At 60.5% G+C, this 19077-nt stretch carries 15 protein-coding genes and 1 tRNA gene; 1 reads left to right on the top strand and 15 read right to left on the bottom strand.

What is annotated here, in order from left to right:
* The 10 genes from pqqE to J1N02_RS10600 form a co-directional block, all read right to left on the bottom strand.
* Window positions 1-1131: a pyrroloquinoline quinone biosynthesis protein PqqE gene (gene pqqE / locus J1N02_RS10645; RefSeq protein WP_414887610.1), complete on the bottom strand. Its 1131-nt coding sequence runs from the start codon at window positions 1129-1131 to the stop codon at window positions 1-3.
* A complete protein-coding gene (gene pqqD, locus J1N02_RS10640; protein WP_027605935.1) occupies window positions 1124-1399 on the bottom strand; it encodes a pyrroloquinoline quinone biosynthesis peptide chaperone PqqD in 276 nt (91 codons plus the stop codon). Before pqqD ends, pqqE begins: the two co-directional genes overlap by 8 nt.
* Entirely contained in the window at window positions 1396-2148 is a 753-nt protein-coding gene (gene pqqC, locus J1N02_RS10635) for a pyrroloquinoline-quinone synthase PqqC (RefSeq protein ID WP_065938223.1), read from the bottom strand. Before pqqC ends, pqqD begins: the two co-directional genes overlap by 4 nt.
* Before the next feature lie 11 nt (window positions 2149-2159).
* The gene (pqqB, locus tag J1N02_RS10630) at window positions 2160-3071 is read right to left on the bottom strand and encodes a pyrroloquinoline quinone biosynthesis protein PqqB (protein ID WP_027605933.1); all 912 of its coding nucleotides are present in this window, start codon (window positions 3069-3071) and stop codon (window positions 2160-2162) included.
* Between the two features lie 71 nt (window positions 3072-3142).
* Window positions 3143-3217 carry a pyrroloquinoline quinone precursor peptide PqqA gene (pqqA, locus tag J1N02_RS10625; protein WP_003194766.1) on the bottom strand — a complete coding sequence of 25 codons (75 nt, stop codon included), beginning with the start codon at window positions 3215-3217 and terminating at the stop codon, window positions 3143-3145.
* A 159-nt stretch (window positions 3218-3376) separates the two neighbouring features.
* Window positions 3377-5746 (bottom strand): pyrroloquinoline quinone biosynthesis protein PqqF, encoded by a 2370-nt coding sequence (gene pqqF, locus J1N02_RS10620; protein ID WP_421147350.1) that lies wholly within the window; start codon window positions 5744-5746, stop codon window positions 3377-3379.
* Between the two features lie 48 nt (window positions 5747-5794).
* A complete protein-coding gene (locus J1N02_RS10615) occupies window positions 5795-6589 on the bottom strand; it encodes a carbon-nitrogen hydrolase family protein (RefSeq protein ID WP_146477715.1) in 795 nt (264 codons plus the stop codon).
* Window positions 6590-6599: 10 nt separating this feature from the next.
* Window positions 6600-8282: a flavin monoamine oxidase family protein gene (locus J1N02_RS10610; RefSeq protein ID WP_421147355.1), complete on the bottom strand. Its 1683-nt coding sequence runs from the start codon at window positions 8280-8282 to the stop codon at window positions 6600-6602.
* A 168-nt stretch (window positions 8283-8450) separates the two neighbouring features.
* The gene (locus J1N02_RS10605) at window positions 8451-8897 is read right to left on the bottom strand and encodes an Lrp/AsnC family transcriptional regulator (protein WP_032883895.1); all 447 of its coding nucleotides are present in this window, start codon (window positions 8895-8897) and stop codon (window positions 8451-8453) included.
* Between the two features lie 36 nt (window positions 8898-8933).
* The gene (locus tag J1N02_RS10600) at window positions 8934-9803 is read right to left on the bottom strand and encodes a LysR family transcriptional regulator (RefSeq protein WP_027605928.1); all 870 of its coding nucleotides are present in this window, start codon (window positions 9801-9803) and stop codon (window positions 8934-8936) included.
* 111 nt (window positions 9804-9914) lie between these two features.
* Between J1N02_RS10600 and J1N02_RS10595 the strand changes: the two genes are divergently transcribed.
* Window positions 9915-10340, top strand: a complete 426-nt coding sequence (locus tag J1N02_RS10595) for a VOC family protein (RefSeq protein WP_027605927.1) — start codon at window positions 9915-9917, stop codon at window positions 10338-10340.
* Window positions 10341-10413: 73 nt separating this feature from the next.
* On the opposite strand, the gene J1N02_RS10590 is transcribed toward J1N02_RS10595, so the two are convergent.
* From J1N02_RS10590 to rpsU, 5 genes are all read right to left on the bottom strand, one after another.
* Window positions 10414-10490: transfer RNA gene (locus J1N02_RS10590), tRNA-Ile, on the bottom strand.
* 15 nt (window positions 10491-10505) lie between these two features.
* A complete protein-coding gene (locus J1N02_RS10585) occupies window positions 10506-14249 on the bottom strand; it encodes an EAL domain-containing protein (RefSeq protein ID WP_169898674.1) in 3744 nt (1247 codons plus the stop codon).
* A gap of 121 nt (window positions 14250-14370) precedes the next feature.
* Window positions 14371-16221, bottom strand: a complete 1851-nt coding sequence (rpoD, locus tag J1N02_RS10580) for an RNA polymerase sigma factor RpoD (protein ID WP_027605925.1) — start codon at window positions 16219-16221, stop codon at window positions 14371-14373.
* A 67-nt stretch (window positions 16222-16288) separates the two neighbouring features.
* Window positions 16289-18259 carry a DNA primase gene (gene dnaG / locus J1N02_RS10575; RefSeq protein WP_027605924.1) on the bottom strand — a complete coding sequence of 657 codons (1971 nt, stop codon included), beginning with the start codon at window positions 18257-18259 and terminating at the stop codon, window positions 16289-16291.
* A 445-nt stretch (window positions 18260-18704) separates the two neighbouring features.
* Window positions 18705-18920, bottom strand: a complete 216-nt coding sequence (gene rpsU / locus J1N02_RS10570; RefSeq protein WP_002551877.1) for a 30S ribosomal protein S21 — start codon at window positions 18918-18920, stop codon at window positions 18705-18707.
* Window positions 18921-19077 lie beyond the last annotated feature (157 nt).

The raw sequence follows: 19077 nt of genomic DNA, 5'->3' as shown, positions 1-19077 counted from the left end.
TCAGCCTTTTGCGATGAGCCGTGAATTGCGATCATTGCGAAAGGCCAGTTGCTCGATGGTCTGGGTAGCGTGCTCGGCTTCCTCCCGCGCCTTGAGGATGATGCCGTGCTGCTCGGACTTGCTGCACACCGGGTCGGCATTGCTCGCATCCCCCGTGAGCATGAAGGCCTGGCAACGGCAGCCACCGAAATCCTTTTCCTTTTCATCGCACGAACGACACGGCTCGGGCATCCAGTCGTAGCCGCGAAAGCGGTTGAACCCGAAAGAGTCGTACCAAATGTGCTGCATGCTATGGTCGCGCACATTGGGAAACTGCACCGGCATCTGTCGGGCGCCGTGGCAGGGCAGGGCGGTGCCGTCTGGCGTCACGGTCAGAAAGATACTGCCCCAGCCGTTCATACAGGCCTTCGGGCGCTCCTCGTAGTAGTCCGGTGTCACGAAGATCAGCTTGCACGGATGGCCTTCGGCTTCGAGCTTGGCACGGTATTCGTTGGTGATGCGTTCGGCGCGCACCAGTTGTTCCTTCGTCGGCAATAAACCCACGCGATTGAGCTGCGCCCAGCCATAGAACTGGCAGGTGGCAAGCTCGACAAAATCCGCTTCCAGCGCAATACACAGCTCGATGATACGGTCGATCTTGTCGATATTGTGCCGATGGGTGACGAAGTTCAGCACCATCGGGTAGCCATGCGCCTTCACTGCGCGGGCCATTTCCAGCTTTTGCGCGAAGGCTTTTTTCGAACCCGCCAGCAGGTTGTTCACCTGTTCGTCGCTGGCCTGGAAGCTAATCTGGATATGGTCCAGGCCGGCTTTCTTGAAATCGCTGATCTTCTGCTCGGTCAGGCCGATGCCCGAGGTGATCAGGTTGGTGTAGAACCCCAGCTTGCGCGCCTCGGCGATCAACTCGGCGAGGTCCTGGCGCACCAGCGGCTCACCGCCGGAAAACCCCAGTTGCGCCGCGCCCATCTCGCGGGCCTCGCGAAATACCTTGACCCACTGCTCGGTGCTCAGCTCCTTGCCCTGCTCGGCAAAGTCCAGCGGGTTGGAGCAATACGGGCATTGCAGCGGGCAGCGGTAGGTCAACTCGGCGAGCAACCACAGCGGCAGGCCGATGGCGGGTTTCTCAGGCAAGGGTGATCCAGTGCTCAGCACGGGCGACCTCCATGAATTGCTCGATGTCGTCACCCAGCTCAGGCACGCCGGGGAACTGTTCTTCGAGGGCAGCAATGATCGCCGCCACGTCGCGCTCACCGTCAATCAGGCCACCAATCAGCGCGGCGCTGTCGTTGAGCTTGATCATGCCTTCGGGGTAGAGCAACACATGGCCTTTTTGCGCGGGTTCGTACTGGTAACGGTAGCCCTGGCGCCAGGTCGGTTTTCTGCTGCGATCGAAGCTCATAGGGTGATCCCTTTATGCCACACCCGCTGCTCGGTCACGCTGTGATACGGCGGGCGTTTCAGTTCGTAGGCCATGCTCATGGCATCCAGCATGCTCCACAGGATGTCGAGTTTGAACTGGAGGATTTCCAGCATGCGCTCCTGGCCTTCACGGGTGGTGTAGTGCTGCAAGGTGATTGCCAGCCCATGCTCCACATCGCGCCGCGCCTGGCCCAGGCGGGTGCGGAAATACTCGTATCCGGTGGGGTCGATCCACGGGTAGTGCTGCGGCCAGCTGTCGAGGCGCGACTGATGGATCTGCGGCGCGAACAGCTCGGTGAGGGAGCTGCTGGCGGCTTCCTGCCAGCTGGCGCGGCGCGCAAAGTTGACGTAGGCGTCTACCGCAAAGCGTACGCCGGGCAGCACCAGTTCCTGGGAACGCAACTGGTCGGGGTCGAGGCCGACCGCCTGGCCCAAGCGCAGCCAGGCTTCGATGCCGCCGTCCTCACCGGGTGCGCCATCGTGGTCGAGCAGGCGCTGGATCCATTCGCGACGGATCTCGCGGTCCGGGCAGTTGGCCAGGATCGCCGCATCTTTCAGCGGGATGTTCACCTGGTAATAGAAACGGTTGGCGACCCAGCCCTGGATCTGCTCGCGGGTGGCACGGCCTTCATACATCGCCACATGGTACGGGTGATGAATATGGTAGAAGGCGCCTTTGGCCCGCAAGGCGGCTTCGAACTCGGCGGTGCTCAATGGTGTGTCAGTCATGTCGTCTGCTCCTACAATTCAATGCTCATGCCGTCGTAAGCGACTTCGACATTGCGCCGCACCAGTTCCGCGCGCTCGGGAGAATCTTCATCGAGGATCGGGTTGGTGTTGTTGATGTGGATAAGCACCTTGCGCTGCTTGGGCAATTGCTCCAGCACTTCGAGCATGCCGCCGGGGCCATTCTGCGCCAGGTGGCCCATCTCGCGGCCGGTACGGGTGCCGACGCCACGGCGCTGCATTTCATCGTCGTCCCACATCGTACCGTCCACGAGCAGGCAATCGCTGCCGGCCATGATCTCCAGCAACGGCGCGTCGACTTTGCCCAGGCCCGGGGCGTAGAACAGTTTGCCGCCGGTGCGCAGGTCTTCGACGATCAGGCCGATGTTATCGCCAGGGTGCGGGTCGAAGCGGTGCGGTGAGTAGGGCGGGGCAGCGCTGCGCAGTGGCAGCGGGGTGAAGCGCAGGTTGGGGCAGGCCGGGATGGTGAAGCTGGCATCCAGCTCGATGCGGTTCCAGGCCAGGCCGCCGTTCCAGTGGGTGAGCATGGTGAACAGCGGGAAGCCGGTGCTCAGGTCTTCATGGACCATGTCGGTGCACCACACCTGGTGCGGGCAACCTTCGCGCAGGCTCAACAGGCCGGTGGTGTGGTCGATCTGGCTGTCCATCAGGATGATGGCACTGATGCCGGTGTCGCGCAGTGCGCGGCCGGGCTGCATCGGCGCAAAACCCTGGAGTTGCGCGCGGATATCCGGTGAGGCATTGCACAGTACCCAGTTCACGCCATCGTCGGAAATGGCGATGGACGACTGGGTCCGCGCCTGCGTCCGCAGGCTGCCGTCACGAAAACCTGCGCAGTTCACGCAGTTGCAGTTCCACTGCGGGAAGCCGCCGCCAGCGGCGGAACCTAGAATCTGGACAAACATGGCCGCTCCATCAAGCAAAGCTCAAAACAAAAACGCCCCGGGCGAACCGAGGCGTTGTATTACCCAGCGGCTTAGCGGCTGGCGAAGTACATGGTGACTTCGAAGCCGATGCGCAGATCAGTGTAAGCAGGTTTGGACCAGGTCATATTCTTACTCCTACGAAGGGATGGGACGTTTACTACCAAGTAATACATATAGTCCACCTCCAGTCGGAGATGTTCAGATGTGTGCGTGGGAATGTTACGCAATTCTTCTCAAGTTAGCGCTGTCTTGGTGGAAAAAGCATGTTGCAGGGTTGGCAATGATCAGCTCGCCGGTTGCCAGCTCTCGTCGACAGGCGGGCCGTTGGCGATGCAGCGCCAGCCGCCGGTCGCATCCTGCAGCTGTTGGGCCGCGTGTTGCAGGTCCTCCCGTGTGCGGGCCTGGATCAGTTGTTGAAGCCGGTACAGGTAATCCGACGGATGGCCCGCCAGGCGCGCGTGCCAAAGCAGTTCGGCGCTTTGGGTGATCGGTAACGTCGCAGCGCAGAACTGCTGTGCCAAGGCGTGATTGCCCACGTCATCGGTGCCGTCGATCAACAACGGTAGGTGTTTCAGGAAGGCTTGCAGGTGATCGACGATACCTGCCAGTGAAACGCTGGGTGATTGCACACCCAACAGCAGGCCGGTTTGCCCGTTGATCTGTCGGACACCGCTGAATACGGCGTAGCCCAATTGCAACTCGACCCTCAGGCGTTGGTAGAACGGCCCTTGGAGCACGTGCCCAAGCAGCCGCCATGAGGCTTCATCGGCCAGGGATTGGCTGGGTGCCGGGCAAAACAGCAGCACGGCGGCTTCGGTTGAGTCAGTTTTAACCGTATGCCACACACGTTGACCGCCGAGGTGTTGAAGAGAAGGTTCGAAGTGTGCAGGTTGCCCAGGCAGACGGGCGGCGGCTGCCTTTATCAACGTTTCACATGCGGCGGGCAGACTCAGCCCCAGGCCGTGCCAGCGCGCAGTGGCCCAGGATCCAGGCTGTTCGCTGGCGTCGGCACGGCCGGTGGCGCAGCACGCGGGCAGGGCCTGGAGCAGTTTCCGGATAGCGATCATGGGCGCAGGTGCCGGGGCAGTTTCCTGCGGCAGGTTCAGGCGCTGCGCCAACGCCTCCAGCACGGCCGGCATCGGCTCGTGCAGCCCAGTCATCTTCACCAGCCAATCATGGCCGGTGGCTTCGAGAGATAATTCGACGCCCGCCTGGCGCGCATATTCACGCAATGGCTGCAAGGTGTTTTCCAGCCCGGCAGGCGCTGGCGCGTCGAAGCGCCACTGCACATACAGCGCACCTTCATCGCCGTCATCCGCCAAGGCCTGGCTGAAGGTCAGCGCCGATACGTCCCTTCGCCCCCGTGAACGATCCTGGGCAAACGTGCGCAAGCCTCGGTGAGCGCTGGTTTGGCCACGGATCAGGCCGGCGCGTTCTTCTTTGACCGGTGGGCGCAGGAACGGGTTGTTCGGGGGCAGTTGCCAACGGTGTTCGGCGGGCGGCAAGTGCAGTGAATCAAGCAGGGCCTTGAGCGCGGCGACGCCCAGTTCACTGAGGTCTTCGCTGTTGTTTCGAGCCAATGCCAGGGCGCCCTGGACCTGTTGTTGGCGAGCGTTCAGCAGGGCGAACTCTTCGCGCAGTGGCGTCCAATCGCTGTGTGCGAAAAAGCTCAGCCAGTCGTGCAGCAGCGCCTCAATGGGTGTGGTCGGTTCGTCCTTGCTGTCGAGTGTAAAGTCGATGTCCAGCACGGCTTGTCCGGCGAAGTGGTACAGCACCGATGCCTGCAGGGCGCTGGCCAAGTGTCGGGTTTTTAACTCGGCGAGCAGCCCGCCCGGCGCAGAGGCATTGAGCCAGGTGCAGAGGAAATCCAGGGCTTCACGGGGCGCGTCACAGGTGATGACGTGGTGCAGGTGGTTGTTGTCGATGTGTTGATAGCGCCGAGCCTGGCCTCGCATCAAGGCCGGTGGTGAGGCCTGCGGATGCAAGGGGCCAGCGATCAGTTGCGCGCTGAAACGCTGCGCCAGGGCTTCCAGTTCTTGCAGCGGTTGCGGGCCGGCGAGGCTCAAGGTCATCTGCCCGCTTTGATAGAAATATCCGTGGAATTCCCTGAGTGCCTTTTGAAATTCCTCGCGCTCCACCGGCAGGCTGTCGCGGTTGCCCGCGTGAAAGCCGCGCAGTGGATGATCCGCTGCCAAGCCTTCTAGCAGCGCCACCTGCTGCTGTGCCTTGGCATCCTGGGACCAGGCGACGTACTCGGCGTGCAGCACTTCGCGCTCGCGCCGTTGATCTTCCGGGGTCAGGCGCGGATGGGTCAGCATGTCCGCCAGCCGCTCCAGCCCGTGGGCAAAGACTGAAACCGGGAGTTCAAAGAAGAAGTCCGTGGTGCGTTCGCGGGTGCTTGCATTCACTTGGCCGCCGTGGCACTGCACGTAGGCCATCAGCCCTTCTCCGGCGGGAAAACGCTCGGTTCCCAGAAACAACAAATGCTCAAGAAAATGCGCCAGCCCCGGCCAGGCCAACGGCACGTCGTGGCTACCGGCAGCCACCCGCAGCGCCGCCGCGCAACGTTTTAAGCGCGGTGCATGGCGCAGGGAAACCCGCAGGCCATTGGCTAGGGTCAGGTGAACGGGATAAAGGTGGGCCGGGGCGGGCATGGGCACTTCCAGAACGGGGCAAGTGCCTATGCTAACAAACCCATTCAATCAGGGCTTGTGCAGCGGGCCGTAAAGCTCGGGACGCCGGTCTTGCAGGTAATGGTTGGCGGCGCGGGCGTCGAGGATCGATTGCCGGTCCACTGTCCCGACAATCAAGGCTTCATCCAGGCCCGCCTGGGCGATTCGCTGGCCATCCGGTGCGGCAATGCTGCTTTGCCCGCAGTACTGGATATCGCCTTCGTGCCCGCAGTAATTGGCGTAGGCCACATAGCACTGGTTTTCGAAGGCTCGCGCCCGCACGGTGACATCGGCGACAAAGTCGAACGGCGCCATATTGGCGGTGGGCACCAGGATCAGCTCGGCACCGGCCAGGGCCAGGCGTCGGGTGTTTTCCGGGAACTCCAGGTCATAGCAGATCAGGAACCCCAACTTCCATCCGTTGAGTTCCACCAGCGGGAAATCATCGTCGCCGGCACTGAACATCGAGTGATCCAGATCCCCGAACAGATGGGTCTTGCGGTAGTTGCACAGGCGCTGGCCGTGGGCGTCGATCAACTGCACGGCGTTGTAGATCTGCCCGTCTTCGGCCCGCTCCGGGTAGCCGTACAGAATCGCCAGCCCGGCGCTCTGCGCGATTTCGGCAACGGCTTGGGCAGACTCCCCGTCCTGGGCTTCGGCCAAGGCACCCACGGCTTCGGCACCGATGTTGTAACCGCTGAGGAACATCTCCGGCAGCACCAGCACGTCGGCGCCGGACGCTTCATGCGCCAGTTGGTGCAGACGCTTGAGGTTGCCTGCGACATCCAGCGGCAGCGGTGGGCATTGGTACAGGGCGACGCGCATGTTCAACTCCTTAGTCAGCCAGGGCAATCGGCCCGATCTCATCGAACACATCACCCGGCCCCGGGTTCTCGGGGTGAGTGCTGCCGCCAAAGTGGGTCATGATGCCCCACACCGCGTTCAATGAGGTTTGTACCGCGCCCTCCACCCATGCTGGAGTCCAGGACACGTCGTCACCGGCGATAAAAATTCCACGCTGTTCTGCGGGCATGTCCTTCTGCATGAAGTGCGCATACATACGCTGGTTGTAGCGGTAGTGACCCGGCAGCGCGCCTTTGAAGGCCCCGAGGAAATGCGGGTCGGCTTCCCAGGACACGGTGATCGGGTCGCCGATGATGCGCGCCTTGATGTCGACCTTCGGGTAGATCTTGTTCAAGGCGTCCAGCGCCAGTTTCACCCGCTTGTCGATGGGCTGCGGGAGCATTTTCAGCGCGTCGCTCATCCACGAGTACGACAGGCAGATCACCCCTGGTTTGTCGTCGCCATTGTCGAATAGGTAAGTGCCGCGCGTGAGGCGATCGGTGAGGGTCATGCTCATCAGGTCGCGGCCGGTCTCCGGGTCTTTGTCTTTCCAGAACGGGCGGTCGACCATCACGAAGGTCTTTGACGATTGCATGTAGCGGGTACGGTCCAGGGCCATCCACATCTTTTGCGAGAACAGGGTTTCATCGCACTCGATCTGGGTGGTCAGCAGCCAGCTTTGGCAGGTGGTGAGCACGGCCGCGTATTCGCGGGTATCGCCGTAGTTGTCGGTCACCGCGAAACGGCCATCGGCAGCATGGGCGATGCGTTTTACCCCGGCCCGTGGTGCACCGCGGTGCAGCGAGCTCAGGCTGGTACCGGCGGGCCAATGGGCGCAACGATCCGGCACATGGCGCCAGATGCCCAGCGGCACCTGGGCTACGCCGCCGACCACCAGGTGCTGGTGATCGTCACAGTTGGTCATGACCACGCGGAATATTTCCAGCATGGAGTTGGGGAAATCCGAGTCCCAGCCGCCGGTGCCGAAACCTACCTGGCCAAACACCTCGCGGTGGTGGAACGACAACTTGGCGAAGGCCTTGGAGGTGGCTACGAAGTCGTAGAAGGTGCGGTCGTCCCACAAGGGCACCAGCTTGTTCCACAACGCTTTGAGGCGCGGCACATCACGATCGCGGATGGCTTGCTGGATATCGCCGAACTGCGAGCCGGCTTCCAGGGCGTCGGCCCAGGCGTCAGCCACTTCCTGGAACAGCGCGGGTAAATCGGACAGCTTTTGTGCGTAGTGGGTCTGGCCTTCCAGATCGATCACCGTACTGCCGGAAGCTGGCGTCAGCGGGTTGGGGAAGGGTTTGGTTTCCAGGCCCAGCTTGTCGACGTAGTGATAGAACGCGGTGGACGACACCGGAAAGCGCATGCCGCCCAGCTCGGCGATGATGCCTTCGGCGCCTTCGAAGGCCTGGGAACGCAAACGGCCGCCCATCTTCGAGGCCTCATACACCACGGGCTTGAGGCCCAGCTTCATCAGCTCGTAGGCGGCGACCAACCCGGCGATACCGGCGCCGACGATGGCCACTTCGGCGCCATGGTTGGCGGCGGGGATACTGCCGAGTCCGGCGGGGTGTTCGATCCAGTCATCGAAGGCGAACGGGAAATCCGGGCCAAAGATGGTGATGGGTTTTTTACCGTCGGCAGGGTGGCGATGGGTCTTGCTGATGGTGCTGGACGGAATGCTCATGGCGGGCCCTTGCTGACGACTCGGCGGGAAGTGACCCGCTGAGTATAGGAAAAGATGGCAGCCAGTTTAGGGAGCGTTACGTTCGTTAATAAGACGCAAAGTGTCGTCGGAATGAATTGTTTTTAGTCATAGTGACGAATTAGGTGGTCAGATGGGTTGGCCGCGATCCAATTTGTTACTGAGGATGATCGATGTGGTGGTTTTCTCCACGCCATCGACACTGCCGATCTGGTCCAGTAATTGATCGAGCTGTTCCGGCGAATCGGTGCGCAACCAGGCCACGTAATCGAACTCGCCGCTGACCGCACACAATTGTTGAACCTGGGCCATGGCGCTCAGCCTGCGCAGCACTTCTTTGCCCGAGCGCGGTTGCACGGTGATTCCCACGTAGGCCTGCAAGCCGCCATCTGCCACGCGTTGACCCAGGCGCACACCATAACCGGTGATCACCTGGGTTTTCTCCAGGCGCGCAAGGCGCGACGTCACCGTGGTGCGCGCAATGCCCAACTGCCGGGCGAGCATGGCCACGCTTTCGCGGGCGTTGATCTGCAGGGCGGCGATCAACTGGCGATCGATTTCATCTAGAACAGGCACGTGAGGCTCCGTGACGGGCGGCAATGGGAACGCATGTTACAGGCTTGGATCGGCCAGCAGGCAGCGGGCAAACAGTTGTGGCACCGGCAGGTGACGTTGGCTGTAGCGGCCCAGCAGGATGATCTCGCGGAAAAAAGTCAGCTTGCCCAGCGGGATTATTCTTACTTGGGGCGAGCGCTCCAGCCACAAGCCTGCCTTTGGAATCAACGATACGCCCAGGCCACACTCCACCATCCTGACGATGGCTTCGAGTTCATCCAGCTCCAGCGCCACTTGCATCTCAAGCTTCTGCTCGCGCAGAAACCGGCTCACGAGTCGGCCGCCAAACGAAGCACGGTCATAGCGCACATGGGGCTGGGTGTTGAGTAGGTGCAAAGGGTCGTCGCCCACCAATGTGTTCGGCACGACCAACACGAACGGCTCCTTGCGCAGCACCTGCACATACAACTCCTTGGGCAGGTCGAAGGGCGGTCGAATGATGATTGCCGAATCCAACTCTCCAGCGTCGACCTGGTTCAACAGCTCCAGGGAGACACCAGGCACCAACTTGCACTCAACCGTTGGTGCGGCCTGGCGCAAGCGCACCAACGCCTGGGGCAGCAAACCGGTTTGAGCCGTAGTGATAGCACCGACTTTCAACTCACCCCGGTATTCATTGGTATTCACCGGCACCGCCATGCGGTTGAAGGTCTCCAGAATCTCCTTGGCCAAGGGTAATGCGCGCAAACCGGCGGCATTCAGGGTGGCCTGGCGGCCGGTGCGGTCGAACAACTGCACGCCCAGCGCTTGCTCCAACTGACGAATCTGGGCACTCACCGCTGACTGCGTCAGCCCGATATGCATGCCCGCTGCCGCAAACGTCCCGTGGCGCGTTACCGCAATAAAGGTCTTCAATTCACGCAACATGGGGGTCTCGATTCATCAAAATTTTTTGAGCTCGACGCAAAAACTATCGTCTTTTCATCGTTGGGAGCAAGGCTAAACTCGGCTAACTAACGCCCATAGAGGTTTGAACTGATGACACTCGCGCCCTTTCACCTGGCAATTCCGGTATTCGATCTCGCCGCTGCACGGCACTTCTACGGCGACGTCTTTGGGTTGGAGGAGGGCCGCTCCAGCGAACACTGGGTCGACTTCAACTTCTTCGGCCATCAACTGGTGATTCACGAACACCCGAAAACCGCCTCCCAGGAAGCCGCCCACACCAACGCCGTCGACGGCCACGACGTGCCCGTGCCGCATTTTGGCGTGGTGCTGGGCTGGGAAGATTGGCACGCCCTGGCAGACCGTTTACAGGCGCGGCAGACGACGTTTGTGTTGGAACCGCATATTCGGTTCAAGGGACAGGTGGGTGAGCAGGCGACCTTGTTCCTGTTCGACCCGTGCGGTAATGCGTTGGAGTTCAAGGCATTCAGGGATATTGGGCAGTTGTTTGCGAAGTAAGGTTGTAGGCCGCCCCCCACGCAAAACGTCTGTGCCAGACACACAAAAGCCGCGCAATGCGCGGCTTTCGAATTGGTGGGCCCACACGGACTTGAACCGTGGACCAAAGGATTATGAGTCCTCTGCTCTGACCAACTGAGCTATAGGCCCTCAGTAGGTCGCGGATTATAACGATGGTTTCTCCACTGTGCTATCCGAAAAATCCTCAATGCTCCTGCGAAGGAAGGTCGTCGCAAAAAGCTCGGGCGGTAGCGGCAGGCTGACGATGTAGCCCTGCATCTGTTCGCAGCCTTCAGCAGCCAGGAAGGCTTGCTGCGCGGGGTTCTCCACGCCTTCTGCGATGATGGTGAATTGCATGCTGTGGCCCAGCGCGATGATGGCGCGCACGATGGCTGCGTCGTGGGGGTCGTCAGGCAGGCCGCGGACGAAGGACTGGTCGATCTTCAGGAAATCCAGCGGCAGGCGCTTGAGATAGCTGAGGGACGAATAGCCGGTGCCGAAATCGTCGATCGCCAGCTGTACGCCCAGGCGCTTGAGTTGGTGCAGGACTGCCAGCGCTTCTTCGGCCTGGCTCATGATGAAGTTTTCAGTGATCTCCAATTGCAGGCAGCCCGGTTCGAGGCTGTAGTCGCGCAGTAGCTGTTCGATACGAGCCAGTAAACCAGGGTGGCGCAGTTGCGCGCCGGCGAGGTTGACCGATAGTGGGCCAAAGTCATCGAAAGTGCTTTGCCAGGTGTGCATTTGCCGACAGGCGTGCTCCAGCACCCAGTCGCCAATCTGCAGGATCATGCCGTTCTCTTCGGCCAGGGCAATGAAGTGTTCGGGCGAGACGTCGCCAAAGGTGGGGTGGTGCCAGCGGATCAAGGCTTCGGCGCCGATCAATTCTTGTGTCAGCAGGCTCAGTTTTGGCTGGTAATACAGGACCAACTCATCACGTTCGATGGCTCGCCGCAGTTCGTGCTCCAGTGCCACGCGCTCGTTGGCCTGGGCTGTCAGGTCGCGGGTGTAACTTTCGACCCGGTTACGGCCCTTGGCCTTGGAGCGGTACATCGCGGCGTCGGCGTTCTTGACCAGGGTGGCCACGTCGGTACCGTCCTGGGGGTACAGGCTGGTGCCGATGCTGGCGCTGATGAAGAACTCGTGTTCGCCGGCCTGGAACGGTGGGGTGAAGCAGGCCAGCAGCTTATTGGCCAGTTGCTCGGCGTCGCTGGCGTGTTGCAGGCCGGGTAGAAGGATGATGAATTCATCGCCGCCCAGGCGCGCGACGGTGTCGATGTCACGCAGTTGCTCCTTGAGGCGTACGGCGATGTCTTTGAGCAGCAGGTCGCCGATCGGGTGGCCGAGGCTGTCATTGATGTGTTTGAAACGATCCAGGTCGAGAAACAGCACCGCGCCTTGTTTGCCGGTTTCCTGATGGCCGTTGAGGGCCGCCTGCAGCCGACTTTCAAACAGCGTGCGGTTCGGCAGGCCGGTCAGTGGGTCGTGGTGCGCCTGATAGTCGAGGCGCGCCTGGGCCAGCTTGAGGCTGGAGATGTCGGCAAACACCGCGACAAAATGCGTGATCAACTGGTCGCGGTTGCGCACGGCGCTGATGGTCAGCCAGCTGGGGTACAACTCGCCGTTCTTGCGGCGGTTGGAGATTTCGCCCTGCCAATGACCTTGGGCCGTCAACTGGTGCCACATGGCGGCGTAGAAGGCGCTGTCATGCAGGCCGGAGGCGAGCAGGCGCGGTGTCTGGCCCAGGGCTTCGGCTTCACTGTAGCCGGTGATCTCGCTGAAGGCGCGGTTGACGGCGCTGATGTTCTGGCGCGTGTCGGTGATCAATACGCCCTCGGCGGTACTCTCGAATACCGTGGCGGCCTGCTGCAGTTTTTCCTGCATCAGCTGGCGCTCGGTGATGTCCCGGGCGATGGTGAGCATGCAGTCTTCACCGGCAATTGGCAGTGGGCGGCTGGAGACTTCGCACAGCCGGATCTGCCCGTCGCTGCGGCGTATATGGCAGATGAAGTCACGCACGTATCCATCTCGATGCATCAACTCCAGCATGTGCTTGCGTTCGTTAAGATCGACCCAGATGCCCAGGTCAAGGGTCGATTGGTCGAGGGATGTCGTACTGTTGAAGCCGGTGATGCGACTGAAACCATCGTTCACTTCAATCAGCAGGCCATCCCGCTGGCGGCTCAGCAGCAAGCCATCGGGAGAGGCGTGGAAGGCCTTGGCGAATTTCTCTTCGGAGATTTGCAGTTGTTGCTGGGTTTCCTTGAGTTGGGTGATGTCGCGGACCACCACCACAATGGCTTCGGTGGTGTCGAGTTGAAACGGTTCGGCGGAAATCAGCCCGATAAAGGCCTGGCCATTGCTGCGCAGAAAGGGCATTTCCAGGTTGCGAATGCTGGTGGTTTGCACGCGTTTCAACAGATCGGGGCCGATACCGGGGATGCCCCAGATATTCAGGGCGGTCGCGGTTTTTCCGATCACCTCTGCGGCTTTCAGGCCCACTTGGTCCTCAAATGCTTTGTTGACCTCAAGCAGGCAGCCATCGGACAGTCGCGCGATCACCAGGATGTCGGGGCATTGCTGAAACACGGAAGCAAACTTTTGCTCGGAAAGCTGCAGCGCCTCTTCAGTACGTTTGGCTTCGCTGATGTCGATCATCAAGCCCCGCAACACTGGTTCATGGCCGTGTTCGATCAGGCTCACAATGTCACGCACCCAAAGGCAGCGGCCGTCCGCCGTGATCACCCGATAGTCGATGCTGTGGTCGCGGTTGGCGCGGGTTTCCCGGTAGCAATAGGCTTCGGCGCGGATGAGGTCGGCGGGGTGAATGATGTTGCGCCAGAAGCCCGGAATCAGCCAATGGGCGCGCGGGTAACCGAGCAGATCCTCGGCGTGGGGTGACACATAGCTGTAGGTGAAATCGGTAACGCTGGCTTCCCAGGCGATGGCGGACAGGCTCTCCACCAGGCCGCGATAATGGTATTCGCTGCTGCGCAGTTCCTGTTCGAGGGCGACGCGGCGGGAAATTTCCGAACTCAGCCGGCGATTGATCCGAATGACGATGGCCAAAACGGTGCTCAACAACAGCACCGCGGGCAGGCCGTACATCAGCAGGTCGGTCCAGAACGTACGATGGTCGGTGAGGCTGCCCACCCAGTGTTGCTGGATGGCTTCTGTTTCAGCAGGGCTGAGGTCGGCGAGAACCTTGTCCAGGATACCCACCAGTATTTTGTTGTCCCGTGGTACGCCCATCGCCAATTGATAGCGGTACGGCGTTTCGCCACTTACGTACAGGCCATCGAGCTTGAGCTGGCGCAGACTCCAGACGCTCGACGCGAGGTCGCCCACCACGGCGTCGACTTCGTCGGTGGCCAAGGCCTGCAGCGTCGAACTGACATTGGGCAGGGCCACCAGGTTGAGGTCTGGATGGTGGGTGCGTAGCAGTTCATGGGGGGCATAGTTTTCCACCACGGCAATCTTCAGCCCATAAAGGTCATTGAGGTTGCGTGGTCGGGCGCCGCCTTCATGGGCGAGGATGACAATGGGAAAGTCCAGGTAAGGGCGTGTGAATGCCATGAAGTCCTGGCGTTCGGGGGTAGACATGATGCCCGGCAGCAGGTCGAGTTGGCTGTGGCGTGCCTGCTCCAGCAAGGCACTCCAATTGACCGGCTCAATCAGTTTGATCCTGACCCCCAGGCGTTCCTGGATCAGGCGTACGTAGTCCGCCGCCAAGCCTTGGTAGCGGCCCTCTTCATCACGGTATTCGAAGGGTGGCCAGGAGGCGTCCACCCCCACGCGCAACTCCTGATGGTCCGCCAGCCAGCCACGCTCATCATCGCTAAGAGTCAACGCGCCAGCCGTTGCGGTCCAGGTCAGCAGCGACAGCAGTAACACAGTCGGCAATCTGGGCATAACGGTCTCGTTATGGCACGGGGAATGTTTCGAGTGTAGACGGGCATTGCGGGGGAGGGGATTTGCGCAGGATTTTATCTGTACAAAGCAAAACCCCCGGCCTGGGCCGGGGGTTCTGGTGTCACTCGTCGAGGAAGGAGCGCAGATGCTCGCTTCGCGTCGGGTGGCGCAACTTGCGCAACGCCTTGGCTTCGATCTGGCGGATCCGCTCGCGGGTCACGTCAAACTGCTTACCGACTTCCTCAAGGGTGTGGTCGGTATTCATGTCGATGCCGAAACGCATGCGCAGTACCTTGGCTTCACGGGCAGTGAGGCCGGACAGTACGTCGCGGGTCGCTTCCTTAAGGCTCTCAACAGTGGCGACATCGATTGGCGACTGCATGGTCGAGTCTTCGATGAAGTCACCCAGGTGGGAGTCTTCGTCATCACCGATCGGGGTTTCCATGGAGATCGGCTCTTTAGCGATCTTCAATACCTTGCGGATTTTATCCTCAGGCATTTCCATGCGTTCGCCCAGCTCTTCCGGGGTCGGTTCGCGACCCATTTCCTGCAACATCTGCCGGGAAATACGGTTGAGCTTGTTGATCGTCTCGATCATGTGCACCGGAATACGGATGGTGCGGGCCTGGTCGGCGATCGAGCGAGTGATCGCCTGACGGATCCACCAGGTGGCATAAGTCGAGAACTTGTAGCCGCGACGGTATTCGAACTTGTCCACCGCCTTCATCAAGCCGATGTTGCCTTCCTGGATCAGATCGAGGAATTGCAGGCCACGGTTGGTGTACTTCTTGGCGATGGAGATCACCAGACGCAAGTTCGCTTCAACCATCTCTTTCTTCGCGCGGCGGGCCTTGGCCTCACCGATCGACATGCGACGGTTGATGTCCTTGATCTCGGCAATCGTCAGACCGGTTTCGGTCTCGAGTGCGGTCAGCTTCTGCTGGCAACGGATGATGTCCGGCTGCAGGCGGCCAATGGCTTCAGCGTACTTCGCCTTGCCTTTGGCCAGGGCGTCGCTCCAGCTTTCGTCCACTTCGTGGCCCGGGAACTGGCGCAGGAAGTCGGTACGCGGCATGCGCGCATCACGGACACAGAGCTGCATGATCGCACGCTCTTGTGCACGCAGACGTTCAAGGGCGCTACGAACACGTTCAACCAGGCCTTCGAATTGCTTCGGTACCAGCTTGATCGGCATGAACAGCTCAGCCAGCGCCAGCAGCTCGGCAATTGCCAGCTTGTTGGAGCGACCGTGCTTTTTCAGGGCCTTGCGGGTGATTTCCATTTGATCGGAAACCGCGCCGAAACGCTGGGCAGCAATGATCGGGTCTGGGCCGCTTTCGACTTCATCTTCGTCGTCGGTGCTGGCTTCGGCATCGTCGTCTTCGGTGTCATCGTCCGCTTTCGCGGCTTTGGCATCGACAGGCGGCGGTACTTCTGCAGCAGGCGGCGCGATGCCGTCGTCCGGGTCGATATAACCGCTCAGGACGTCGGACAGGCGGCCACCTTCGGTGGTGACGCGAGTGTACTCGGAGAGAATGTGGTCAACCGTGCCAGGGAAGTGCGCGATTGCGCCCATCACTTCACGGATACCCTCTTCGATACGCTTGGCGATTTCGATCTCGCCTTCGCGTGTCAGCAACTCGACGGTACCCATTTCACGCATATACATGCGCACAGGGTCAGTCGTGCGACCGATGTCGGTCTCCACCGCGGCCAACGCGGCAGCGGCTTCTTCAGCGGCTGCCTCGTCGGTATCGGCGTCGGCCAACATAAGGGCGTCCGCATCCGGAGCACTCTCGTGTACGGGGATCCCCATGTCATTAATCATGCGGATGATGTCTTCCACCTGCTCTGGATCTGAAATATCCTCAGGCAGGTGATCGTTGACCTCTGCGTAAGTCAGATACTTCTGCTCACGACCAAGGGTGATCAACTCTTTGATACGAGACTGCTGTTGCGCTTTTCCGGACATAACACCCTATCCACTGAAGGTCTTGGCGGGCAAAAAACAAGCCGAGGATTATACCCGAGCTATGACCTCACACGCCAGCTGAGGTCGGGTTTGATGCGGAAACATTCTGTTTTAAGAGGTCGCGCATCTGTTTTGCTATCTGAATTTGCTCTTCAGCCGATAATCCCGGCTGTCTTGCTCTCTTGATGAGTTCATCGAGGGTCTGCGTGTGCTGGCCCGCGGATAACCTAGTAATGGTGTCTAAAAACTGTTGTTCAAGGTTATCGCCGTCAATTAGCCACTCCTTTTCCGCGAGCGCCTTCAACAAACGACCCTGTTCTGTGCCATGCCAGCGAGCCATCAGCTGAATGGAGTTTAGCTTAGGATTTTTCTGCACGGCCTCGATCAGTGCGATCAGCACCTGAGCGTAGGTATTGCTCGCGTTGGCAAAATGGTCGGCGCTTTCAACCTTGCTCGCTAATTGCGGGTGGTGGATAAGCGTGCGCAGGGCAATCAATGTGGGCGCTTCTACGGCGACCGGTGTGCGCGGGGCATAGGCTTCATCGCGATCGCCGCGCTTGCCGTTTTTGCTCCAGGGTTTCTTGTCCCATTTCTTGCCGCCGGCACCGGGCTTCTTCGGCGTCCATTCCTGCTGGGGGGCATACGCCTCCTGGGGTTGATGGAAGTCGGCATAGTCCGGCATGGCGTCATAATCCATGCCTGGGTCGTAGGCAGGCGGCGCGTCCTGCGGCGCGCTGTGCACCAGCTGGCTGACGGCCTCGCCACTCAGCCCGGTAATTTCCAGCAGGCGTTGGCGCATCAGGGTGCGCAGGTTCGCGCCTGGAACCTTGTCGATCAAGGGTGCCGCGAGGGTGGCCATATGGGCCTTGCCTTCGAGGGAGCGTGGGTCGGCTTCTTCGGTCAGTTGCTGGAAGAAATAATCCGCCAACGGTTGCGCATGTTGATTGATGCGGGCGCGGAATGCATCGGTGCCTTCGGAGCGCACCAGGGTGTCCGGGTCTTCCCCTTCGGGCAGGAACAGGAAGCGCGCGCGGCGCCCATCCTGCAGGCTCGACAGGGTGGCTTCGAGCGCGCGCCAGGCGGCGTTGCGGCCGGCCTGGTCGCCGTCGAAGCAGAACAGCACGCTTGGCACGACGCGAAACAGGCGCTTCAAGTGTTCTTCGCTGGTGGCGGTGCCGAGGGTGGCCACGGCGTTGCGCAAACCTTGCTGGGCCAGGGCGATCACGTCCATATAGCCTTCGACCACGATGATTTCATCGAGGTTTCGATTGTTCTTGCGCGCCTCGAACAGGCCATAGAGTTCCTGGCCCTTGTGGAATACCGGGGTTTCCGGGGAGTTCAGGTACTTGGGTTTGTCATCCCCCAGCACTCGGCCGCCGAAGGCGATGATGCGACCACGGCTGTCGCGGATCGGGAACATCACGCGGTCGCGGAAGCGGTCGTAGCGCTTGCCGGTCTCGGCGTTCTCAACCAGGAGGCCGGCGTCGATCATGGCTTTTTGCTGCAGGGTATCGCTGCTCAGGTGTTTGTACAGGTTGTCCCAGCCCGGTGGAGCAAAGCCGAGGCCGAAGTCCCGGGCGATTTCGCCGGTCAGGCCGCGCCCTTTCAGGTAGTCGACGGCGGCCTTGCGCTGCGGATGGCTTTTAAGGGCCTGACGGTAGAAGTCGGCAGCGGCAGTCAGCAGGGGGTACAGCGGCGAGTCGGTGGGTTGCCGTGGTTTATGCGGGCGGCCACTTTCTTCGCGGGGGACTTCCATGCCGGCGGCTTTCGCCAGGTCCTCGATCGCCTGGGGAAAGTCCAGGTTGTCGTGGTCCATCAGGAAGCCGAGGGCGTTGCCGCCTGCGCCGCAGCCGAAGCAGTAGTAGAACTGCTTGTCGGGGCTGACGCTGAATGACGGGGTTTTTTCCTTGTGGAACGGGCAGCAGGCCGTGTAGTTTTTGCCGGCTTTCTTCAATTGCAGGCGCGAGCTGACAACATCGACAATGTCGGTGCGGTTCAGAAGGTCGTCAATAAAGCTCTGGGGAATCAGCCCGGCCATGGCGTTCTCGTCATCACTGCGTGTAAATGAGTGCCCGTGAAGTGCTCAAGCGCACGTATCGAATGGCTTGACCATCAATCGTCTGCTTGGGCTGTCAGGAAGTGTATCTGCCGAACATTCACTGACGTTAGTTTCAATCAGTGTGTCGGCCTGGAAATGTTGCCCTCGAGTCCGGCGCCGGCCAATCGTGGCCTCGGATGCTCGTCGCTGGGCACAGCCGATACAGTTGATCGCCTGCTTATAAAATGAGTGTGCTCGTCAGTAGCCTTGTTAGGCTCGTCAGAAGAGACGTGCACCGCTGGCAAAAGAGCCAGTCCTGACGTTTGAAGCAGGTGTATCAGTCGCGTGTGCGGCGTCAACGATGAAGCATCAAGCGATATCCGCAAATGCCAACAGCCCGGCTGAGGGCCGGGCTTGGCAGAAGCTTGCTACGAACGTCTGTGTATTAGTACAGACGAACGGCGCGGCGCTGTTCGCGCTGAACTTTCTTGGCGTGACGCTTAACAGCGGCTGCTGCTTTACGCTTACGCTCAGAAGTTGGCTTCTCATAAAATTCGCGGCTACGAACTTCAGCCAGAACACCGGCTTTTTCGCAGGAGCGCTTGAAACGACGCAGAGCTACGTCGAAGGGTTCGTTCTCTTTTACTTTGACGGCTGGCATCCAGAGCTACCTTCTTTCATTACCGGGAATCAACGTTCTCGTCGCAAAAAATTCGCGGCTGAGGTCGTCGGTTTTTAAGGGTTGCGGATGTTAACCCCTCATTGGCAGGAATGCAAAGCCTCTGATCGAAAACCGCTAGTCGGGAGGGGGAGTGGCG

Origin of the sequence: Pseudomonas sp. NFX5, assembly GCF_049132125.1 — a bacterium.
GTDB lineage: Bacteria > Pseudomonadota > Gammaproteobacteria > Pseudomonadales > Pseudomonadaceae > Aquipseudomonas > Aquipseudomonas marginalis.
Note: the sequence above shows the minus strand (reverse complement) of the source record. Positions and strands in the feature narration are given on the sequence as shown.